Origin of the sequence: Actinoalloteichus fjordicus (assembly GCF_001941625.1) — a bacterium.
In the GTDB taxonomy this organism is placed as follows: Bacteria; Actinomycetota; Actinomycetes; order Mycobacteriales; family Pseudonocardiaceae; genus Actinoalloteichus_A; species Actinoalloteichus_A fjordicus.
The window spans coordinates 1353436-1374884 of sequence record NZ_CP016076.1; the positions used below are offsets into that span (position 1 = coordinate 1353436).

17 protein-coding genes and 1 tRNA gene are annotated in these 21449 nt (G+C 70.1%); 7 read left to right on the plus strand and 11 right to left on the minus strand.

Going from position 1 to position 21449, the window contains the following annotated elements:
• The first annotated feature begins 1 nt into the window (after position 1).
• On the plus strand, positions 2–406 hold the full coding sequence (locus UA74_RS32690) for a hypothetical protein (RefSeq protein ID WP_075739432.1): 405 nt from the start codon (positions 2–4) through the stop codon (positions 404–406).
• A 142-nt stretch (positions 407–548) separates the two neighbouring features.
• Here the strand turns inward: UA74_RS32690 and UA74_RS06195 are convergent, their stop codons facing one another.
• Complete coding sequence (locus tag UA74_RS06195; RefSeq protein ID WP_198042943.1) at positions 549–986, minus strand: nuclear transport factor 2 family protein; 438 nt, start codon at positions 984–986, stop codon at positions 549–551.
• A gap of 97 nt (positions 987–1083) precedes the next feature.
• Between UA74_RS06195 and UA74_RS06200 the strand changes: the two genes are divergently transcribed.
• The gene (locus UA74_RS06200; RefSeq protein ID WP_075739433.1) at positions 1084–1593 is read left to right on the plus strand and encodes a winged helix-turn-helix transcriptional regulator; all 510 of its coding nucleotides are present in this window, start codon (positions 1084–1086) and stop codon (positions 1591–1593) included.
• A gap of 89 nt (positions 1594–1682) precedes the next feature.
• Positions 1683–2870, plus strand: coding sequence for an esterase-like activity of phytase family protein (locus UA74_RS06205; RefSeq protein ID WP_075743468.1), 1188 nt, complete (start codon positions 1683–1685; stop codon positions 2868–2870).
• Between the two features lie 173 nt (positions 2871–3043).
• Here UA74_RS06205 and UA74_RS06210 read toward each other — a convergent pair whose 3' ends face one another.
• The gene (locus tag UA74_RS06210; RefSeq protein WP_198042944.1) at positions 3044–5086 is read right to left on the minus strand and encodes a CocE/NonD family hydrolase; all 2043 of its coding nucleotides are present in this window, start codon (positions 5084–5086) and stop codon (positions 3044–3046) included.
• Between the two features lie 635 nt (positions 5087–5721).
• Between UA74_RS06210 and lpdA the strand changes: the two genes are divergently transcribed.
• Positions 5722–7122, plus strand: coding sequence for a dihydrolipoyl dehydrogenase (gene lpdA / locus UA74_RS06215; protein ID WP_075739435.1), 1401 nt, complete (start codon positions 5722–5724; stop codon positions 7120–7122).
• Positions 7123–7283: 161 nt separating this feature from the next.
• Here the strand turns inward: lpdA and UA74_RS06220 are convergent, their stop codons facing one another.
• The gene (locus UA74_RS06220; RefSeq protein WP_075739436.1) at positions 7284–7688 is read right to left on the minus strand and encodes a hypothetical protein; all 405 of its coding nucleotides are present in this window, start codon (positions 7686–7688) and stop codon (positions 7284–7286) included.
• Between the two features lie 315 nt (positions 7689–8003).
• Between UA74_RS06220 and UA74_RS06225 the strand changes: the two genes are divergently transcribed.
• Positions 8004–8080 (plus strand) — tRNA-Met (locus tag UA74_RS06225).
• Positions 8081–8387: 307 nt separating this feature from the next.
• On the opposite strand, the gene UA74_RS06230 is transcribed toward UA74_RS06225, so the two are convergent.
• The 3 genes from UA74_RS06230 to UA74_RS34165 all read right to left on the minus strand — a co-directional run bounded on the left by UA74_RS06230 (position 8388) and on the right by UA74_RS34165 (position 11391).
• On the minus strand, positions 8388–10502 hold the full coding sequence (locus tag UA74_RS06230; RefSeq protein ID WP_157442173.1) for a putative bifunctional diguanylate cyclase/phosphodiesterase: 2115 nt from the start codon (positions 10500–10502) through the stop codon (positions 8388–8390).
• Positions 10503–10579: 77 nt separating this feature from the next.
• A complete protein-coding gene (locus UA74_RS34160) occupies positions 10580–10951 on the minus strand; it encodes an SAM-dependent methyltransferase (RefSeq protein ID WP_232237650.1) in 372 nt (123 codons plus the stop codon).
• Positions 10948–11391 (minus strand): SAM-dependent methyltransferase, encoded by a 444-nt coding sequence (locus UA74_RS34165; protein WP_232237651.1) that lies wholly within the window; start codon positions 11389–11391, stop codon positions 10948–10950. The genes UA74_RS34160 and UA74_RS34165 overlap by 4 nt, the downstream gene beginning before the upstream one ends.
• A gap of 534 nt (positions 11392–11925) precedes the next feature.
• Here UA74_RS34165 and ctaD point away from each other — a divergent pair.
• Positions 11926–13710, plus strand: coding sequence for an aa3-type cytochrome oxidase subunit I (ctaD, locus tag UA74_RS06240; RefSeq protein ID WP_075739438.1), 1785 nt, complete (start codon positions 11926–11928; stop codon positions 13708–13710).
• Between the two features lie 163 nt (positions 13711–13873).
• Positions 13874–15079 carry a phosphoserine phosphatase SerB gene (gene serB / locus UA74_RS06245; protein WP_198043071.1) on the plus strand — a complete coding sequence of 402 codons (1206 nt, stop codon included), beginning with the start codon at positions 13874–13876 and terminating at the stop codon, positions 15077–15079.
• Between the two features lie 78 nt (positions 15080–15157).
• Here serB and UA74_RS06250 read toward each other — a convergent pair whose 3' ends face one another.
• The 5 genes from UA74_RS06250 to UA74_RS06270 all read right to left on the minus strand — a co-directional run bounded on the left by UA74_RS06250 (position 15158) and on the right by UA74_RS06270 (position 21088).
• Positions 15158–17206, minus strand: a complete 2049-nt coding sequence (locus UA74_RS06250) for an ATP-dependent DNA helicase (RefSeq protein ID WP_075739440.1) — start codon at positions 17204–17206, stop codon at positions 15158–15160.
• Between the two features lie 183 nt (positions 17207–17389).
• Complete coding sequence (locus tag UA74_RS06255; RefSeq protein ID WP_075763986.1) at positions 17390–18169, minus strand: hypothetical protein; 780 nt, start codon at positions 18167–18169, stop codon at positions 17390–17392.
• Positions 18170–18645: 476 nt separating this feature from the next.
• Positions 18646–19239 carry a biotin transporter BioY gene (locus UA74_RS06260; protein ID WP_075763988.1) on the minus strand — a complete coding sequence of 198 codons (594 nt, stop codon included), beginning with the start codon at positions 19237–19239 and terminating at the stop codon, positions 18646–18648.
• 466 nt (positions 19240–19705) lie between these two features.
• Positions 19706–20281, minus strand: coding sequence for an isochorismatase family protein (locus tag UA74_RS06265; protein WP_075743470.1), 576 nt, complete (start codon positions 20279–20281; stop codon positions 19706–19708).
• 330 nt (positions 20282–20611) lie between these two features.
• Positions 20612–21088, minus strand: coding sequence for a hypothetical protein (locus tag UA74_RS06270; RefSeq protein WP_075763990.1), 477 nt, complete (start codon positions 21086–21088; stop codon positions 20612–20614).
• Between the last annotated feature and the right edge of the window lie 361 nt (positions 21089–21449).

The window sequence follows — 21449 nt, forward strand, 5'->3', positions numbered from 1 at the left end:
AGTGGAGGACGACACGCCACGGCGCAGGCGGTATCGCCGGGACTCGCTGGCTCTCGCGGAGCTCGGGGCGGGCCTGGTCGGGACCACGCTGCCCAGGATCGAGGTCCGGCTGCCCCGCGCCTCGGCGGATCGAGCCGTCGCGGCCTGGCGGGCGCTCGACGAGCGTGAGGGCCCGCTGGGCGGGGAGGACCGTGAGCAGCGGCGGCAGCGTCAGCGGGCGGGCACGCTGGCCCTGATCGGCCTGGCCGTGGAGGAGCGGGGCCGTCGGGTCGGTGACCAGGTGATCGTCCTGTTGGACGCCGTGCTCGTCGTGCTGGCGATGGAGGCCGCCGACGACGAGCCGGAGCGGATGGTGGTGACCGATCCGGCGGTGGGAGCGCCGGGCGGGCACGCCGTCCGAGGGTAGGGGGCGGGGGAGGTCCGGATCGGAAGCCGAGTCGGGGGCAGGGATCGGGCGTATCGCCGTCGGGGCGGCGAGAGTCTCTGGTCGATGCCGTGCGGCTTCCGATCCGGCTGCCTGTCGGTGCCGCAGGCGGCTGTTCGGATCGTCAGTCGGTGATCGGTGCGGCGTGCGCCTCCGCGAATCCCGAGGCGGCCAGCCGATCGAGCGCCCGTTGCAGGACGAGGGTGTCCTCCAGCGTGCGGACCTCGGTGATCCGGCCCCAGCGCATCCGGACGAACTGATGGACGACGTTCTCATAGCGCGAGCCGTCGGCGAGGTCGGCCGTGACGGTGAGCACCGTCGCGACACGGGTCGACCAGGGCGGACCCGTCACGAGCACCTCCTCGACCCGGAACGTCGGGTCCGGCATCAGCCGGAAGCATCGCTCCCACCAGGCGCGCAGCGCCCCAGTGGTATGGCGGCTGCCGGCGAGGGCGTGCTCGCCGTGGAATCGGTAGGTGAAGCTCGGCGCCATCCCGTCGACCATCGGCTGCCAGTCACCGGCGCTGATCATGGCGAAGATCCGACGTACGCGACGTGCCACGAAGCGGTGGTACACCAGGACACCTCCAGTCTGTTCACCGTGCGAGCCCACCGTAGACAGATAAAGTTCAATAGAACAACTGACTAGGATGTCGAGGATGCGTCAGACAAGCTTCGCCGAGATGCACTGTTCTCTCGCCCGGTCGCTGGACCTCGTCGGCGACTGGTGGTCGCCGCTGATCCTGCGGGATCTCTTCCTGGGCGCGCGCCGCTTCGACGAGCTGGTCGGCGACCTCGGGATCTCCCGCAACCTGCTCACCATGCGACTGACCGCGCTGGTCGACGCCGGAGTGGTCGAGCGCACGCCCTACCAGGAGCGACCGGTGCGTCACGGCTACAGCCTCACCGAGGCGGGGCGCGACCTCGTGCCGATCCTGCTGGCGCTCACCGCCTGGGGCGATCGATGGGCGGGGCTGACCGAACCGCCGATCACCTTCCGACACCACGACTGCGGACACGCCTTCATTCCCACCGTCCGCTGCTCGGAATGCGGAGCCGAGATCAAGGCCGACGACGTCGATCCGGTCCCCGGCGGCGGTGCCCGCGTCGCACCGGGCACGCGGCTCGTCGGCGACTTCCTCGCCCGCCGCGCGCAGGGGGTCGAGTAGCTTCGATCGGGCGATTGGCTTAGCTCGAACGGGTCAAGATCGGCGGCTGAGCTGGACGAGATCAACTTCGATCGAGTCCTATGCTCGCCATGTCCTCTCGTATGTCGGCCTCGATCCTCGCGGCGATCGTGGCGACGACTCTGCTCGTGCCGCAGTCCGCCGCCGTCGCACAGGAGCCGACGGTCCGACTGCTCGGCGAACAGACGATCGCCCATCGGCTGATCTTCCAGGACACCGTCGTCGGCGGACTCTCCTCGATCGACCACGACCGTCGCACCGGGCAGTACGCCTTGCTGAGTGACGACTGGTCGGACCACAGCCCGGCTCGCTACTACACCGCCGAGATCGAGCTGGACGCCGACGGCCTGCACGGCGTCGAGCTGATCGACGTCACGTCCTTCCGTCGCCCTGATGGTCGGTTCTACCCGACGATCGACGAATGGCGCGTCGAGCAGCACGAGCACCCGGTGGCCGAGCGCAACGCCCTGGGCACGGTCGATCCGGAGGAACTGCGCATCGACCCGTGGACCGGTGACGTCGCCTGGACCTCCGAGGGACAGCGCAACGTGCTGCCGGGGCAGACCCCCCAGGACCCGGCGACAGTGCTGATGGACCCGGCGATCCGGCTGTCCACCGCCGACGGCGATTACCTCCGGGACGTGCCGACGGCCCCGCAGGAGAAGATGACCTTCGGCGAGTCGGGTCCTCGGGTGAACGACACCTTCGAAGGCCTGACCTTCGCGGCGGGCGGCGGCCTGCTCGTCTCGGCCCTGGAGTCTCCGCTGGAGCAGGACGGCCCGCCTCCCACGCCCGACCAGGGCGCCGTCACCCGGATCACCGTGCACGACCGGAGCGGGCCCGCGCGGGCCCAGTACGCCTATCCGCTCGACCCGGTGTTCACCGAGCCGGGGCCGGGAGCCAGGGGAAGCAACGGCCTCTCCTCACTCCTCGCGTACGACGCCGTCGACCCCACCCGGTTCCTGGCGGTGGAACGCGCCTACGTCAGCGACGCGGGGACCAGCGTCCGCGTCTACGAGTTCTCCACGGCCTGGGCCACCGACGTCCTGAATCGACACTCGCTCGCGGACGGCGACTTCCGGCCCGCGTCGAAGCGCCTGCTCGTCGACCTCGGCGAGGTGGGCGCGACGCTGGACAACATCGAGGGCATCACCTGGGGCCCCATCCTGCCCGGGGGAGAGCGGACGTTGCTGCTGGTCAGCGACGACAACTTCTCCTCAGCACAGTCCACCCGTATCACCGCCCTGGCGGTCGGCTGATCGTCGATCACCTGCGAACGGGTCCGGCGGACGGACCCAGGCGGCACGTCGAGCGTGACGTCGGTGCATTCGGGGCGCCGACGTCACGCTCGACGCAGGGTTTCAGCCCTGTATCGGGGCGTCGACCGGTCGGTGCGCGCCGACTCGGCTCTGCGCGCGCTGTCTGACCGGGTTCACCGCCCGGTGTCTCGTTTCTCGATTCGGCTGCCCTCGGTGCCGCCGCCCCCGGTTGCCCAGTCCTGGACGACCGGGATCGACACCGAGGTGCCCGCCAGCTCCAGCGTCATCTCCGGCCGTTCGCCGGGCAGGATCGTGTCGGCGGCGTCGGTGCCCGCGATGATCAGTGCCAGCCGATGTCCGGCGGGGATCACGTGGTCGGTGGTGGACAGTTCGAAGGTCCGCGAGTAGGACCGGTCCGGACGCAGCGGCACCCGGTAGCGAGGACTCTCGAAGCGACCGACGTCGGCGGCGGCCGACGCGATGATCTGGTGATCGACCCGCGTCGTCGTGGTCTCGGTGTCGAGATAGCAGGCGCTGTCGGCCTCGGTGCCCTCTCCCCAGCACGACCTGGTCTCCAGGGTGCGGATGCCCTGCCCAGGCCCCGCGTGATCCCGGATCGTCGCCGGGCCGTAGTCGACCAGCGCGGCGCTCACCCTGGCCAGCGGCGTGGAGGAGCGCACCCGCACGGTCACCGACGCCGTTCCGGACACCCGGGTCTCCTCGGCCAGCGGCTCGCCGAGGAACACCAGCCGGTCGCCCGCCTGCTCCTCCGGGTCGAGCGCCCGATCGTGCCTGCTCCGCTCGGGGTCGTCCACGAAGGTCCGGATCGCCGCAGGCTCGGGACCGGTCGTCACCAGCGAGTCCGCGCCGGTCCCGTCGCCGAGCGCGGGCCACAGCGTGTGCAGCCGCGTGCTCGCGGGCGGCCAGTCCGCCTCGTCGGCCCACTCGTCCGGGGCGTGCTCGATGCGGATCATCGGCTCGGTGTCGATGCCGTTGTCCACGTCGAAGAGATGGTGGTCGAACCAGCGGTGCAGGGTGGCCACGAACTCGGCGCGGTCGAGGTCGAACCCGTCGACGTGCCCGGCCTGATTGAGCCAGGCCTTCCGCTCGACGCCTGCCTCGGCGAGGGCGTCCCACCAGCGGCCGAACTGGCTGGGCGCCACGTTGACGTCGTGGAAGCCGTGCACCGCGAACACGCTCGCCCGCACTTGATCGGCGGCCAGCGTGTAGTCCCGCTCGATCCAGAAGTCGTTCCAGTCGCCGTCGGTGCCGCCCAACTCCTCCAGTTCCTCGGTCAGCGGTGCGCACAACACCTGGGCGCGCGGGTTGAGCCGATCGGGCGGCCCGCTGGACTGCGGGTACCCGGACCAGGTGCCGTGGGAGTTCCAGATCGGGTAGTACGAGCTGACCCCGCCGATCGGCACGACGGTGCGCAGTCCGTCGACTCCGGTCGTGGCCGCGCCGTTGGCCGCCGCCCCGTCGGCGGACTTGCCGATCATGCCGACCGCGCCGCCGGACCAGGACGCGGTCACCTCGGCGCCGCCGAAGGGAGCCTCGAAGCCTGCCGCCCGGCCGTTCAGCCAGTCGACGACGGCCGCGCCCGCGGAGATCGAGGCTTCTCCGCCGGTGTCCGGACAGCCGGAGGAGCGGTTGCTGCCGGTGTCGTCGACCAGGACGACGGCGTAGCCGCGCGGCACGAAGTAGTTGTCGTAGTAGAGCGGGAAGCCGATGGGAACGCCGTCGGAGTCGTAGGTCTTGAACTGGGCCTCGTTGCCTCGACCGCAGCAGGTGAAGTACGGGCTGACGTTCACGATCGACGGGATCTGCTCGCCGAGGGCCGCAGGCTCGGCGGGGCGGATCACGTCGGCGGCCACCCGGTCGTTCCTGCCGTCGCGATCGAGGTCCATGCCGAGGTCTACCCACACGGTCTCGCGGATCGCGTCCGCGTAGGAGTACACCGGCGCCGTCACCCCGTCGACCAGCACGGGGTCGAGGTGGGGTCCCCGGCCGGTTGTTCGGACCGGGTCGGCGGCCCGGCCTGTGGCGACCTGTTCCGAGGCAGGCGAGTCGTCGGGCGCGAGCACCTCCGTTCGTGGGTCCGGCGTCGTCGGAGCGGCTAGTGCCTCCGGGCCGAGGGCCGTCGATCCGAGGGCGGCGGAGGTCACCACGGCGGCGGAGAGCATCATCGTCGGAAATCTCGACCGCAGGTGTGTCATCGGTCTCCTCATCGGCTCAGTATCGAATCGGAGATCTCGGGTTCCTACGTCCATTCGGGTGGATGGTCGACCGTGCAACCATCGTGCGGTCCGGCGGGATCGGCGACCGGCCGGCGGGCCTCGCAGCTGATCGAGGAGCCGTCCGGCCCCGATCGTGCGCCGACCGACCGACAGATCGCACCCGCGCACCGCGCAGGTCTGCCGTGTCCTTCGCCCCCGACACCTGGCCGGACTCGGCGGCGGTGCCCGCGCGCAGTCGCCGCCCGTCACCCATGGTCGCCGCCGCCGCACGGTGCGCGGCGGCGGGATGACGGCGGGTCTGTCGTGCGTTGTGCAGTCAGGCGCTCGCGTGAACAGGCGCTCGCCGGGGCGCGTGCCGGGCGGCGGTGTCCCTTGAGTCCACCCGGCCCGGCGTGCCCGGCGGAGGCTTCATAGGGTGGACGCACCGGGACGACGGTCGAGGAGTTCACCTCGGCCGCCTCGGCGGTAGGGGTAAGAAGACGGAGGGCGCGAGGTGCGAGGAGAAGTCCGAGACCGTCGCGACCACGTCGTTTCCGGCTGAGCCGAGCGTCGACGAGAGTCGACGAGGGTGCCAGGGCAGCCGGCGAATCGGTGGACAGGAGAGGGTCGTAGGCATGAGCACGCACTTTGACGTTGTGGTCCTGGGCGCGGGGCCAGGCGGTTACGTCGCCGCGATCCGGGCTGCTCAGCTGGGACTCAAGACGGCGATCATCGAGGAGCGCTACTGGGGCGGGGTCTGCCTCAACGTCGGCTGCATCCCGTCGAAGGCCCTGCTGCGCAACGCCGAGCTCGCGCACATCTTCAAGCACGAGGCCAAGACGTTCGGCATCACCACGACCGGTGAGGTCGACTTCGACTACGGCGCCGCCTACACGCGGAGCCGCAAGGTCGCGGACGGGCGCGTCAAGGGCGTCCACTTCCTGATGAAGAAGAACTCGATCACCCAGTTCAAGGGTCGGGGCAGCTTCACCGACGCGAACACCCTCGAGGTGAGTCTGACCGACGGCGGCACCGAGACGGTCACCTTCGACAACTGCATCATCGCGGCGGGCGCCACCACCCGGCTGCTGCCCGGCACCTCGCTGAGCGAGCGGGTCGTGACCTACGAGGAGCAGATCCTCAGCGACACCCTGCCGGCGAGCATCATCATCGCGGGCGCGGGCGCCATCGGCGTCGAGTTCGCGTATGTGCTGCACAACTACGGCGTCAAGGTCACGATCGTGGAGTTCCTCGATCGCGTGGTTCCGTTGGAGGACGTCGAGGTCTCCACCGAGCTGGGCAAGCGCTACAAGCGGCTGGGCATCGAGGTGCTGACCTCCACCCGAGTGGAGTCGATCGACGACTCCGGCGACTCGGTCAAGGTCGTCGTCTCCACCAACGGGGAGCAGCGCACCCTGGAGGCCGACAAGGTCATGCAGGCCATCGGCTTCCAGCCGAGGACAGGCGGCTACGGCCTGGAGAACACCGGTGTGGCGCTGACCGAGCGCGGGGCCATCGACATCGACGGCCGGGGCCGGACCAACGTGCCGCACATCTTCGCGATCGGCGACGTCACCGCCAAGCTGATGCTGGCGCACGCCGCCGAGTCGATGGGCGTCATCGCGGCGGAGACCATCGGCGGCGCCGAGACGATGGAACTCGACTTCGTGATGATCCCGAGGGCCACCTACTGCCAGCCGCAGATCGCCAGCTTCGGCTGGACCGAGGCGCAGGCCAGGGAGAAGGGCTTCGACGTCCAGGTGGCGAAGTTCCCCTTCACCGCCAACGGCAAGTCGCACGGCCTCGGCGAGACCGCGGGCTTCGTCAAGATCCTCAGCGACGCGACCCACGGCGAGCTGCTGGGCGCTCACATCATCGGCCCGGAGGCCACCGAGCTGCTGCCGGAGCTGACCCTGGCTCAGCAGTGGGACCTCACCGTGCATGAGATCTCCCGCAACGTGCACGCGCACCCGACCCTCGGCGAGGCGGTCAAGGAGGCCGTCCACGGCCTGGCCGGTCACATGATCAACATGTGAGTTCGTCGCGGTGGCTCCACCGCGCCAGAGCCGAACCACTGCCCCCGTCGTGCCCGGTCTGCCCGTCTGGCAGGCCTCGGGCGCGGCGGGGGCGGTGTCGTCCGGTGCCCGGCCGGGCCTCCGAGGCCGGTGTGGCCCGACCCGGCTGCGCCCGTCCTGCCTCAGCGCGGCCGAGAGGGGCGCTCAGACGAGGCGGAACGGTCGACGGACGCGCGCGCCAGCCGGAGGGCCAGCGTGCCGTCGAAGACGGTCAGCGCGCTCATGCCGACCGCCCCGGCCTGCGCTCCTGCGAGGCCGTCCTGCCGGTTCGCCTCCGCGCGGTACCGGGTGGCAAGCACGAGGTTGAGCGCCGCTCTGGCGGCCATCCAGGGGGCGCGGCGGCGGGATCGCAGCAACCCCCAGCCGATCGCCAGGTCTGCCACGCCGATGGACCGGGCCGCCGTCCGGCTGCCGCCCAGCCGCAGGATCGCGGCGGTCCGCTCGGGCGCGACGGTGAGGGCCGCGCCGAGGGCGAGCGTGATCACGCCCACTCCGGTCGTCAGTCGATCGGTCAGGGCGTCGGTCACGGCGGTGTCCCCCTCGACTAGTTCGATGACGGCACCGTACGAGCAGGCCCGTTCCGTTCAGTCGGCGGGCCGAGCGGCCGTCGACGCCTCCGCGGCCTCCGCGTCGCCGAGTGCGAGAGTGACGGCCCGGCCGCCGCTCGACGCGCCGTCTTCGGCGCGGAGTGGAATAACGGCTGATCAGCGGGCTGAGGAGCGCGCCGATCCTCCCGGAGATCGGCTTAAGGGACCCCCCTGATTTCGGGGTTCTCCCGGCGTGCTAACTTTCTCCCTGTCAGAGAGAAGCGGTTCGAGAAAATGGAACCGGATCTGACACGGCGCGGGGTGGAGCAGCTCGGTAGCTCGCTGGGCTCATAACCCAGAGGTCGCAGGTTCGAATCCTGTCCCCGCTACCAGCAGACGCGGCCCCCAGGACATCGTCCTGGGGGCCGTTGTCGTGCGTGCGGTGGTTCGGCAGGCACCTCGTCGACTCGGCTGCCTGAACCGTGGTCGGCCGTCCGCGTCGACACCGGCGAGCCAGGGGAGCACTCCACCGCAACGCTGCTCGAACGCCGAGAGGCAGCCTCCGAGCGCTCGTCCGTCGTCCGCAGGGAGCGGTGTCGGGGTCGGGGGATCGGACAGGCGTCGGCGCGCCTGCCCGGTGCAGCGGGGTCCTCGGCCTCGATCGCGGCCTTTCCGTCGCTGCCGCCGCGTCCTGCGAACTCAGCCGCGCCGTTGGTCGCGCAGCGCCTGCGTGAGCGTCTCAGCATCGGTGCAGGCCACCAGGTATGGACCCTGGGCGACGTCGGCCTTCAGCTCGATGATCCATTCGGCCTGCTCTGCGGTGCGGATCTCGCCGACCATGGCCGTGCGGCCCGCGCGATGCACCAGCTTGACCACTGCGGTGACGGCCTCGCTGGTCACGGAGTCCTCGCACGGGTCGGCGGTCAGCTCGGCCAGCAGGCGATTGGAGATCCGCACCGGCGCGTCGGGAAGCAGCCTGAGACAGTGCAGGTCGAGATAGCTTGTGCCGAAGTCGCTGATCAGGATCACGATGCCCAGTTCGCGCAGCAGCGCGGCGTTCTCCCCGCCCTCGCGATCACTCCGGGAGACGGCGCCCGCCGGGAAGCCGAGCCAGAGCTTCGCCGGTTCGTACTGCGTCTCGTCGAGCAGCCGCCGCACCCGGCGCAGCAGATCGGGATCGCAGGCCTGGTCGGTGGTGAGGTTGATCACCAGCGGCGGCGCGTCATCGAACTCCCGCTGCCAGCGGAGTCCCTGCCTGCATGCCTCGTCGAGCAGCCAGCCGCCGAGCTGTCCGATCAGTCCCGTCTCGTTGGCGAGGCTGAGGCACTGCGCGTGGTCCAGCGTGCCGACCTCGGGATGGTCCCAGGTGACCAGCGCCTCGACGCCGACCACCTCACCGTCGGCCACCCGCGCCATCGGCTGGTACTCGACGCGGACCTCGCCCATCTCCAACGCGCCCGGCATCGAGGCCGCGAGTCGGTAGTGCTCGCGATGCACCTCGTCCTGCCGGGAGTCGAACAGGCTCCACTGCCCGTTGCCGACGGACTTCGTGCGATGCAGCGTGATGTCCGCGTCGCGCAGCAGTTCGGTGGTCACGATCTGTCTGGCGATCCGCTGGACGATGCCGATGCAGGCCGACACGGCCAGGCCGTTCTCGCGGTAGTAGGCGGGCTCGGTCAGCTCCGAGGAGATCGCCGCGCTCAGCGCGCCCGCGTCCGGCGTCTCGTCGGTGTTCTCGATCAGGATCGCGAACTCGTCGCCGCCCAGTCGTGCCACCATCGCGCGTTCCCCGCGGACCGCCGAGGTCAGGCGGCTGCCCACCTCCCGCAGCAGGAAGTCGCCCGCGGTGTGGCCGAGGCCGTGGTTGATCACGGTCAGTCCGTCGAGTCCGACATGGCATAGCGTGATCAGCGCGTCCGGTTTCGCGCGCGCCAGGACCCGCTCCAGATGGCTCACCAGGTACTGCCGGTTGGGCAGCGCGGTCAGCACGTCGTGCAGGGTCTGGCGACTGAACTCCTCCTGGAGGAGGTTCTGATCGGTCACGTCCTCGACCATGGTGACCAGGCCGCGCGGGCCGCCCTGGAAGTCGAACAGAAGTGTGGCCGAGATCCGGCCCCACACCGGCTCGCCAGAGGGATCGGTGAACCTGGCGTACTCCTGAATCCGAGGGACCTCGCCCGCGAGCAGCCGTGCGTAGTACTCGCGCACGGTGTCGATCTCTTCCGGATGGATCAGGTCCAGCAGGTTCAGCTCGGTCAGCGCCTCCTGCGGAGAACCCAGCATGGTCGCGAAGGCCTCGTTGACCTCTTCGATCTCGTTGTGCACGTCGCTGATGACGATGCCCAGCGCGGAGCCTGCGAAGATCTCCCGCAGCCTGGTCTCGCTGGCCCGCAGGTCCCGCTCTGCCTTGTTCTTCGCGCTGAGCAGGGCACGGTTGAGCTGCTCCTGCCGGTCGAGCACCTGATCGCGCAGGGCGACGGAGTACCCGGCGGCGAGTTCGCCGAGGAGTGCCACCACCTTGTGCGGCAGTCGATCGACCCCGCGCAGCCGAGGCTCGTCCAACAGCTGCGGGCCGAGCAGCGCGGTGGTGCTGCCGAGACTGTCCGGGCCGGTGAAGTGTCCCTCCACCAGCAGACGACCCATGTCGGTCGCGACGACCGTGCTGAAGGGCTCCGCTGCCAGCGCCCCGACGAGCCGGTTCAAGAACGTGTGGAGCTGCCGCTCGATGTCCGCGCGTTCCAGCGGGACATAGGTCGTCCGCGTCATGGCGGAGGCCCAACGCCGGACGAAATCAAGAGCCTGTGGGGAATCCACCTGGTTGCTTCTCCACCGTGAACATGCGGTTGATGCCGACTCGTCGGGCGACAGGCGAGGCGGTGCTGTTCTGCTCGTCAGGTCTTCAATCCGACACCAGCGTGTATACCGGAGTTCTCCGGGTGCGGGCCGACGGACGTCGGGTCTTCCGGCTGCCACTCGGGTGCCCAGACGAGGCCGGGCGCCACGAGTTCCAAGCCCGAGAACAGCGATTTCACCTGATCATGCTTTCGCATCGTGACCGGATTCGTGCTGCTCGCGTAGTATTCCACCAGGCGGTGCATTCCCTCGGTGAGCGACTCGTCTGTGACGTGCGAGATCGCGAGCATGCTGCCGGGCGCCATCCGATCCCGATACGCCGCGATGACGTCCAGCGGCCGATCCGAGTCGGGAATGAAGTGCAGCAGCGCCACCATCAACACCGCCACCGGCTGATCGAAGTCGATCAACGCTCTGGTGTGTGGGGGGACTCGAGGATGCTCGCGGGATCTCGGAGATCGGCGTGCACGACCTCGGCGAGGTCGACGTCCTCCAGGATCATCTCGCTGTGTGCGACCGCGACCGGCTCGTTGTCGACGTAGACGACCCTGCTGCGCGGCTCCACCTGCTGCGCGACCTCGTGCACGTTGCCGACCGTCGGCACCCCGGAGCCGATGTCCAGGAACTGTCGGATGCCCGCTTTGACGCAGTATCGCACCACTCGGCCCAGGAAGGCCCGGTTGATTCTGGCCACCTCGTTGACACCGGGCAGCGCGGTGGCCACCTTCTTGGCCAGCTCGCGGTCGGCCGCGAAATTGCAGTTGCCGCCGAGGTAGTAGTCGTAGACCCGCGCCGCGCTGGGCTTCTCCACGTCCACGACTTTCGGCAGGCCACCAGGTAAGGAAGTCATCGAACACCTCGATTCACGATGAAAACGATTGATCAGCATACCGATCTTGAACGACGTGTCGAGAGTCCGCGCCGAAGGAGCTAAATCACCCGTTCGTCGGTATTGCCCCGGCATTCGGCCGATGTTTAACGCGAGCCCGTACCTGGATTCCGCCGGGCGGGAACGATACAGGCAAGGCGGGACCGAGTCCGGCGCGCAACGCGATGACGGTTCTTCGACCGAGGCTCGCCGCGGCCGTTCCGGCGAAGCCGCCCCCCCCGGGGGAGCGAGGCCCCGACGTCGATCCGCCGCCGTAGCCGGGCCCGGTTGTCCTGCACGGCTCGTCGGACCGGTGATCGACACCACGCGGCGGGCAGGCGAGAGGGGACGGCGGCGGGTGATCCGGGCGGGAACGGACGCCGATGACTAGGCCGGCTACGGCCCGAGTGCGCCGGCCGTGAGGCAGCGGTTTACGATCCGACACGAGCGTGTGCGGTCCATCCGGTCCGCTGACGCAGGTGAAGACAGGTCTACCAGGCCAGTGCAGGAGGCACCGTGACGGCCGTCGCTCCCCAGCCGATTGCGACACGCCCGTATCCGGCGCGCAAGGCGCCGAAGGGCTCCTTCCTGCTGAGGTCGTTGCGTACCACCGACCACAAGCAGATCGGCATCTACTACCTCGTCACCTCGTTCGGCTTCTTCATGGTCGGCGGCGCGATGGCGATGTTGATGCGTACCGAGCTTGCGGTTCCCGGTATGCAGTTCCTCTCGTTGGAGCAGTACAACCAGCTTTTCACCATGCACGGCACGATCATGCTGCTGCTGTTCGCCACGCCGATCCTCTTCGGCTTCGCGAACTTCATCCTGCCGCTGCAGATCGGTTCGCCGGACGTGGCGTTCCCTCGACTCAACGCCTTCTCCTACTGGCTGTACCTGTTCGGCGGATTGATCGTGATCGGCGGGTTCCTGACCCCCGGTGGCGCCGCCGACTTCGGCTGGTTCGCCTACACGCCGCTGTCCAGTGCCATCCACTCGCCCGGCCTCGGTGCCGACCTGTGGATCGCCGGGCTGCTGGTGAGTGGTCTGGGCACCATCCTCGGCGCGGTCAACATGATCACCACGGTGGTCTGTCTGCGTGCGCCCGGCATGACGATGTTCCGGATGCCGATCTTCACGTGGAACATCCTGGTCACCAGTCTCCTGGTGCTGATGGCGTTCCCGATCCTGACCGCAGCTCTGTTGGGGCTGATGGCCGATCGGCATCTGGGCGCCCACGTCTTCGACCCGGCCAACGGCGGCGTGATCCTCTGGCAGCACCTCTTCTGGTTCTTCGGCCATCCAGAGGTCTACATCGTGGCGCTGCCGTTCTTCGGCATCGTCTCCGAGATCTTCCCGGTGTTCAGCCGCAAGCCGCTGTTCGGTTACAAGGGCCTGGTCTTCGCGACGCTGGCGATCGCGGCCCTGTCGGTGACGGTGTGGGCACACCACATGTACGCCACCGGCGCGGTGCTGCTGCCCTTCTTCGCCTTCACCACGTTCCTGATCGCCGTGCCGACCGGAGTCAAGTTCTTCAACTGGATCGGCACGATGTGGCGAGGCCAGCTCACCTTCGAGACTCCGATGCTGTTCAGCGTCGGCTTCCTGGTGACCTTCCTCTTCGGCGGTCTGTCCGGCGTGCTGCTGGCCTCCCCGCCGATCGACTTCCACGTCTCGGACACGTACTTCGTGGTGGCGCACTTCCACTACGTCCTCTACGGCACGATCGTGTTCGCCGTCTTCGCGGGCATCTACTTCTGGTTCCCGAAGATGGTGGGCCGGATGATGGACGAGCCGCTGGGCAAGCTGCACTTCTGGCTGACCTTCCTCGGCTTCCACGGCACCTTCCTGGTGCAGCACTGGCTGGGCAACGAGGGCATGGTCCGCCGGTACGGCGACTACCTGCCGGAAGACGGCTTCACCACGCTGAACATCATCTCGACGGTGGCCGCGTTCGTCCTGGGCGCCTCGACGCTGCCGTTCCTGTGGAACGTGTTCAAGAGCTACCGCTACGGCGAGATCGTCACCGTCGACGACCCGTGGGGTTACGGCAACTCGCTGGAATGGGCGACGAGCTGCCCGCCGCCTCGGCACAACTTCACCGAACTGCCAAGGATTCGGTCCGAACGCCCTGCCTTCGAGCTGCACTATCCACATATGGTGGAGCGGATGCGCATCGAGGCGCATACCGGCGGCAAGCACGGCCCCCCTGGGGAGATCGACGGCTCGCCCGCGCCTTCTGAACGGCTCACCCATGCTCTGGAGCCGGAAGACCAGAAGACCGACGACCCTCGGGACAAGTAGTCCCGTCGGCTCTCGCGTACCGCGTCGAGCAGTCTCTTCGTCGAGCCCCGTGTTCCGGCCTTCCCGCCGGGCACGGGGCTCGATCGATTTCAGCGGCCGGTTCTGACGTCGGCCAGGAGGAGCGGGAACGACAGTGACAGCGACAGGATCGACCTCAGTGCTGATGACCGTGACCGGCCTGGACAAGCCGGGGGTCACCTCGGTGCTCTTCGCCGCGTTGACCCGGCACGGCGTCGACGTCCTGGACGTCGACCAGGTCGTCATCCGAGGCAGGCTGGTGCTGGGAGTGCTGGTGGACACCCAGCACGATCCGGAGGGCCTACAGGAGTCCGTCGAACAGGCGATGGCCAGCGTAGGAATGCAGGTCGAGGTGGTGATCGGCGGCGCACAGGCGGAACATGCCCGCCATGTCCCCACCCACGCGCTGGTCGTGCTGGGCAGTCCGCTGAGCGCCCGAGCCTTCACCATGGTCGCGAGGGGACTGGCCGCCGAGGGCGTGAACATCGACTCGATCCGGCGCGTCGCCGACTACCCCGTCACCGGTCTGGAACTGCTCGTCGCGGCGGACGGCGGCGATGCGCAGTCCGACGCCCGGCTGGTCTCGGCGATGACCCGGGTGGCGACCAAGGCCGGGGTCGACATCGCGGTGGAGCGCGCGGGGCTGGCGCGGCGGGCCAAGCGGCTGGTGGTCTTCGACGTCGACTCGACCCTGATCCAGGGTGAGGTCATCGAGATGCTCGCGGCCAAGGCAGGCCGGGAGGCCGAGGTGCGTGCGGTCACCGAGGCGGCGATGCGCGGCGAGGTCGACTTCACCGAGTCGTTGCATCGTCGCGTCGCCGCGCTCGAAGGCCTGCCCGCCACCGTGCTCGCCGAGGTGGCGGAGCTGCTGGAGCTGACGCCCGGCGCGCGCACCACCGTGCGCACCCTCAAGCGGCTCGGCTTCCGCTGCGGCGTGGTCTCCGGCGGCTTCTCGCAGGTAGTGCAGTATCTCGTCGACGATCTCGGACTCGACTTCCATGCCGCCAACGAGCTGGAGATCGTCGACGGTCGGCTCACCGGCCGGGTGCTGGGCGAGGTGGTCGACCGGGCGGGCAAGGAGACCGCGCTGCGCCGGTTCGCGGACTCCTTCGGCATTCCGCTCGCGCAGTGCGTCGCGGTCGGCGACGGGGCCAACGACATCGACATGCTCTCCGCCGCCGGGCTCGGCATCGCGTTCAACGCCAAGCCCGCCCTGCGGGCGGTGGCCGACACGGCGCTGTCCGCGCCGTTCCTGGACGCGGTGCTGTTCGTCTTGGGCGTCACCAGGGCCGAGGTGGAGGAGGCCGACGCCGCCGAGGGCGTGCTGCGCCGGGTCCCGCTCGACTACTGAGCCGGGCAGCGATCACGGCGGCCGGGGGTCCGGGTGGGCCTCCCCGCCGCCGAGTCGTTCGTCGTCCGCCGACCGGGGTCAGTCGTCGATGCGACGCAGGGCGGCGCGGACGACCTCGGGGTCGGTGGTCGTCCAGAACGGCGGCAGCGACGCCCGCAGGAAGCTGCCGTAGCGGGCCGTCATCAGCCGGGGGTCCAGGATCGCGATCACGCCGCGATCGTTCGCCGAGCGCAGCAGCCTGCCCGCGCCCTGGGCGAGCAGCAGGGCCGCGTGCGTGCCCGCGACGGTGATGAACCCGTTGCCGCCGCTCGCCGCGACCGCGCGCTGTCGTGCCGAGGCCAACGGATCGTCCGGGCGGGGGAAGGGAATCCGGTCCATCACGACCAGTTGCAGGGCCGAGCCGGGCACGTCGACGCCCTGCCAGAGCGAGAGCGTGCCGAACAGACAGGTGCTCGCGTCCTCGGCGAACTTCGACACGAGTAGCGAGGTGCTGTCCTCACCCTGGCACAGCAGCGGGACGTCTAGTCGGTCCCGCAGCGCCTCGGTGGCCTGTTTGGCGGCCCGCATGGAGGAGAACAGCCCGAGGGTTCGGCCGCCTGCGGCCTCGACCAGCTCCGCGAGTTCGGTCAGGTAGTCCTCGTGGAGGCCGGTCCGTCCCGGCGGGGGCAGGTGACGGGCGATGTAGAGGATGCCGCTCTTGGAGTGCTGGAACGGCGAACCGACGTCCATGCCCTGCCAGGGCGTGTCGGCGGCGTCGGACGGCGGCGGGGTCGACGTCGCCGTTCCGGCGGCGCGCGCGGCCTGCGGTCCGGTGGGCGGCAGGCCCCACTGGCGGGCCAGGGTGTCGAAGGAGCCGCCCAGTGCGAGGGTCGCGGAGGTCAGCACCACCGTGCGCGGCCCGAAGAGTCGTTCCCGCAGCAGGCCGCCGACGCCCAGCGGCGCCACCCGGACCGTGGTGGGCGTCGCGTCGTGTGGATCACGTGGCCCCCCGGCCAGCCAGACGACGTCGTGCCGCTCGGCCTCCGCACCGTCGAAGGCCTCCAGAAGACGTTCGGCGGTGTCGTGGACGTCGTCGAGCAGGGCCAGTGCGAGCCTGCGCTCGGTGGCGCCGTCCACGTCCTCGCGCCGTTCGGTGCCCAGCGCGGTGATGCACGCGTGTGCCCCGTCCCGCACCGTCGCCAGCGCGGCCCCCAGCGCGGGCGGCAGCGCCTCCAGCCTGCCGTGCTGCGAGTCCTCGAACACCATCGAGAGGCCCTCGCCCGCCTCGATGAGCCGATCCACCACCTGCTGGTCGACCTGCCTGCCGCAGCGTCGCGCGGCGGCGACCACCGAGGCCGAGGTGATCTCGGCGGTGGCTGCCGAGGTGACTCGGTCCACCAGGTCGTGCGCCTCGTCGACGATCACCACGTCATGCTCTGGCAGCACCGGTGCGTCGCCCATGGCGTCGATCGCGAGCAGCGCGTGGTTGGTGACGACGACGTCCGCCCGGCCCGCCTGTGCCCTGGCGCGCTCGGCGAAGCAGTCGACGCCGACCGGGCAGCGGGACATCCCGAGGCATTCCTTGGCCGTCACCGAGACCTGCCGCCAGGCCTGATCGGTGACGCCGGGCACCAGTTCGTCGCGGTCGCCGGTCTCCGTCTCCGACGACCACTCGTGCAGGCGCTTGACCTGCCTGCCCATCGCGGAGACCTCGAAGGGGTCGAACAAGGCGGTGTCCTGCGGGTCCTCCGGCGCTCCGGAGTGGATGCGATGCAGGCAGAGGTAGTTGCGGCGTCCTTTGAGGATGGCGAAGCTCGGCTCGCGGTTCACCAGCGGCGTCAGGACCTTCGCCAGTCGGGGCAGGTCGCGGTCGACGAGCTGTCGCTGTAGGGCGATCGTCGCGGTGGAGATCACCACCGTCGAGTCGGCCTCGATGGCATGCCTGATCGCGGGGACCAGGTAGGCCAGCGACTTTCCGGTGCCGGTGCCCGCCTGCACGGCCAGATGCGCGCCGCCGCGAATGCTCTCCGCCACCGCCTCGGCCATCCGTACCTGACCAGGGCGTTCGCTGCCGCCGAGTGATCCGACGGCCTCGGCCAGCAGGGTGGCGACATCGGGTAGCGCGGTGGTGGTGACGGCGTCGGGCACGGATCAGGACGGTACCCGGCTATGCCGTCGCGGCCGGGCGCAGGTGAGGGTTGTCGCGGGCGGCCGGGCGGGAGTCGGAATCGGCCGTGATCGTGCCTGCTCCGCCGCGTGGCGAGGCAGGCGGCGCCGGGGTGCGGCCGAGACGGGTGCCTTACCCGGCCGCGCCCCGGCTCGCGGACGCGATCACACCTCGGCGAGGACCCGCCTGCCGGACTCGACGACGGCTCGGCCGTGCGCGACGGTGACGGCGATCGGCGTCCCGGCTCGCGCCGCGACCAGCTCGAGTAGCGGTTCGGCGAGGTCCGGCCACTCCGCCGCGGCCGTGTTGCCCGCCTCGGTCTTGCTGATCACCTCGCCCGTGCGGATGGTGTGCAGCAGCCGGGGCGGACCGAAGGCCAGCCAGATGACCGGTTCCGGCACGGCGGGCTCGTCGGGCTCGCGGCCCTCGATCAGCGCCTCGGCCTGGTCCAGCAGCGGCGCCCAGTATTCCCGGAGATTGGTCCGGCAGAACTCGGCGGCGGCGGGGACGTCGACGGTCGGGGTCGGCGCCTCGCCGTGCACGGTGACGCTGTAGCGGGCGAGTTCCAGCCAGGTCACCGGGTTGAGCTGGAAGCACCGTTCGTCGGTGTGCAGTTCGCCTTCCTTGACCCAGGGGCCGTCGCCCGCCGCGTCGGGGGTGCTCGTCAGGCCGCCTGCGGGCAGGTAGGTCGCCTGGACGGAGAGACCGAGGCCCTGGTGGGCGGTGTTGATCACGTCGAGATCGGCCTCGGTGGGCGTGCGGGACACCTCTACGAGGAGATCGAGGTCAGAGCGGCCGGGATAGTAGTCGGCGAGGACGGCCGAACCGGTCACATGCGCGGCCACCAGGAGACTCTCGGCGGCTTCGAGGCGGGCGAGGTGGGCGAGGGCGGCCTCGCGAGCGGCGGCGACAATCGACCGGGCGTCCGGCGACAGGGTGGACATGTAACCGGACCGTACTCGCCGTGATCATGAAACGGTGAGGGCGCCCGGTGCATTTCCCTCGATGGTCGTACCGTCAGGTGACGCTGCGGGAAGACGATCCGCTGTGTCGCCGACCGGCCTCCGGTCGACGTCCCGCCCTGACCTGCGTCGAGCGGTTCCGGTGGCGCCCGGCCTGCCGGACTCGGGCGATGTCGAGACTCCGCGATCTGACGGGGGCGCGCGGGCTGCGGGCCTTGGCGGCGGGCCGACCATGGGGCCGCTCGGGACTCCTGGTCGGCTCCCGGTGCGCCGACCTGCGTTCCGCCGAGGTGAGCCTGCCACGGCCAGGGGGAGCGGTGGGCCGGCCGTTCGCCACGCCGACGCCGACGCCTCGGAACGATCCGGGACGTCGGCAGCGCAGACCTCGATGCCTGTCTCGCCGCGCCGTGCGCCGCAGCGCTCATCGGCACAGCCCAGGCACCGAGGCCCGTGTCGGTCTAGCGCTGGAAACGGTTCACCAGTGCCCAGCTCGCGGGCAGCACGCCCGCCGCTAGCGCGATCTTGATCGCATCGCCGATCAGGAAGGGCACCACACCTGCGGCCAGGGCCGCGGGCAGGCTCATGCCGCCGATGATCATCAGGCCCGGCACGCCGACCGCGTAGATGACGAGGTTTCCGAGCGCCATCGTCCCGGTGGTCCGCAGCACCGTGCGGTCACCGCCTCGGCCCGCGAGCGCGCCGACCAGCGTGGCGGCCAGCAGCATGCCGAACAGGTAGCCGACGGTCACTCCGCTCAGCCCGGACGAGCCGCCCTCGAACCACGGCATGCCCATCGCGCCGACGACCAGGTACAGCAGCATCGTCAACGCGCCGCGCTGCCAGCCGAGCGCGGAGCCCACCAGCAGCGCGCCGAAGGTCTGGCCGGTGAAGGGGACCGGCGTTCCGGGGATCGGCAGCACCACCTGGGCGCTGAGCCCGATCAGTGCCGCGCCTGCCGCGACCAGGGCGAGATCGCGGGCCAGTGCACCGGGCACCAGATCAGCGAGTACTCGCGGCCGAGCGATCGATGCGGACGTTGCGACAGTGGACACGTGAACCTCCCAGCGACTGACCAGGCATTGGACAGATCGACTGCCGACCCTAATCGGGCAGGCCGCCCGCGCCATACCCCTGTGGTGACGGACACGTGTCGGCTCGACCCGGCCTCGAGCGCGCTGCCGCGAGGTCTCGACCGAGGTCGAGATCGTCTCGAGCCCGGAGCACGCGCGGCGGCGCGAGCCGGTTCTGGCGGGCCCGCCGAGGACTCTGGTCGTCGTCCTGGGCGGCCGATCCCCGGCGGCCTGAACTGCCGAAGGCGCAACGATTCCGACGGGTCCGGTGGCCTTCGTCAGGCCGTCGATCGACGGTGCCGGGCACGCGGGAGTCCGGGCGTCGAGCCGCAGGCCTCCTTCCGCGACGCCGGGTCGCCGACTGCGAGACGTCTCTCCCTCGCGGCTGACGGGCCGACCGCTGCTGATCTCGCGAGTGGCGCGGCGACCTCTTCGGCCCGACCGGAGATCAGGCGGCCGGACCCGCCGGGGTGCCGACGAGGCCGACGCCCGCGCCGCGCAGCTGTTCGATCGCCCGCTGCACGGACGGGACGGTGACGCCTGCGGTGAGGTCGAGCAGGACGGTGGTGTGCAGGCCCTCGTCGTGGGCGTCCAGCGCGGTGGCCCGGACGCAATGGTCGGTCGCCAGGCCCACCACCTCGACGGTGTCGACCGATCGCTCCCGCAGCCATGCCGCCAGCGTGCGGCCGTCCGGGTCGAAGCCCTCGAAGCCGGAGTACGCCGCCGCGTGGGCACCCTTCGAGAACACCGCCTCCACGGCGGCGATGTCGAGCGAGGGATGGAAGGACGCGCCGGGGGTGCCCGCCACGCAGTGCACGGGCCAGGAGTTCACGAAGTCCGGCTCGTCGGAGAAGTGGTCGCCGGGGTCGACGTGGTAGTCCCGAGTGGCGATCACGTGGTCGTACTCCGAGCCTGCGATGTGCCGGGAGATCGCCGCCGCCACCGAGGCCCCGCCTGCCACCCCGAGTGATCCGCCCTCACAGAAGTCGTTCTGCACGTCCACCACGATCAGTGCTCTGGTCACGTCCACCCCCGAGTCGGCCTAAGCCAGAAGGATAGTCGCACCCTTCGGCGCGACGGCCCGTCCGCTGTATCCATTCAGTCCTCTGTCGGGGGCCTGTCACGTGAGTAGGGGACGCAGGACACCCGGATGGTGGACCGACGTCCCGCACCACGCGACGCGGAACGTCGGAGGCACACCCGTCGTCACTCGACCAGCGACGACGCGCGAGAGCACGGTGCGAGACCTGCGTGTTCGACGACCGTGCCGATCCTGCCGAAGGGCCAGGCGGCGCGCGGGGAGGCCGGGTCGGACGGAGCCTCCCTGCCTCCCCGCGCCGTCCTCAGCCGGACCTCAGCAGCCCTGCCTGCCGCTGTCGAGCCCGTAGACCCGGCCGCCCAGGGCGATGTGGCCGACGGCGGAGACACAGCGGTTCGACGTCTTGTTGACCCCGACGGGCCCCGCGTAGTACTGGAAATTACCGGAGTCCGTGCGAGAGGAGACGTCGATCGTGCAGGGCCGTCCTTCGCCGCTGCTCTCCATGCACCGGTGGATCTGCACGGAGGTCGGCGCCGCCACGCCATAGGTCGAGCCCCGGTGGTAGAAGCAGGCGCTGTTGGTCCCGCCCTCGGAGCTGTTGTAGTAGATCGTCAACTCCCCGAGGCCGCTGGGCAGCGTCTCGGAGTAGCTGACCGTTCCCGAGCAGGAGGCCGCGGCAAGGCTCGGCCCCTCGCTCGGCTCACTCGCCGATGCCGCAGCGACGCCGCCCGTCGTCAGCAGAACGCCCACCACGGCCAGCATCGAACCCATTGATCGCGCGATCTTTCGCATGTCCCCCGTGATCCCTTCAGTCGGACAGCGGTCGACGTCCGGGGCCCCCTGCCCCGTGCGCGGTGACCGCGCCGCCCCGCTGCCGTGGATCATCGTGCGTCGGGCCGCGTTCGAGTGCAGCGAATTGACGTCGATTACTCTGCTCGGCCGCATCATGATCGGCTGATCAGGGCCGGACGATTCGGCCGGATGGACGCGCAGGGGGCTGCCTGCGGTGCGCCCGCCTGGCCCACACCAGCTGCCGTTTTGCCCGCGTCCTGCGGGGGAGCGGTCGCCGCCTGCGGAGCCGACGGCCGGTGGGGTGCAGACATCGACATTGCGGAGCCGTCCCCGCGTGCGCGGGGACGATTCGCCGTGGGCG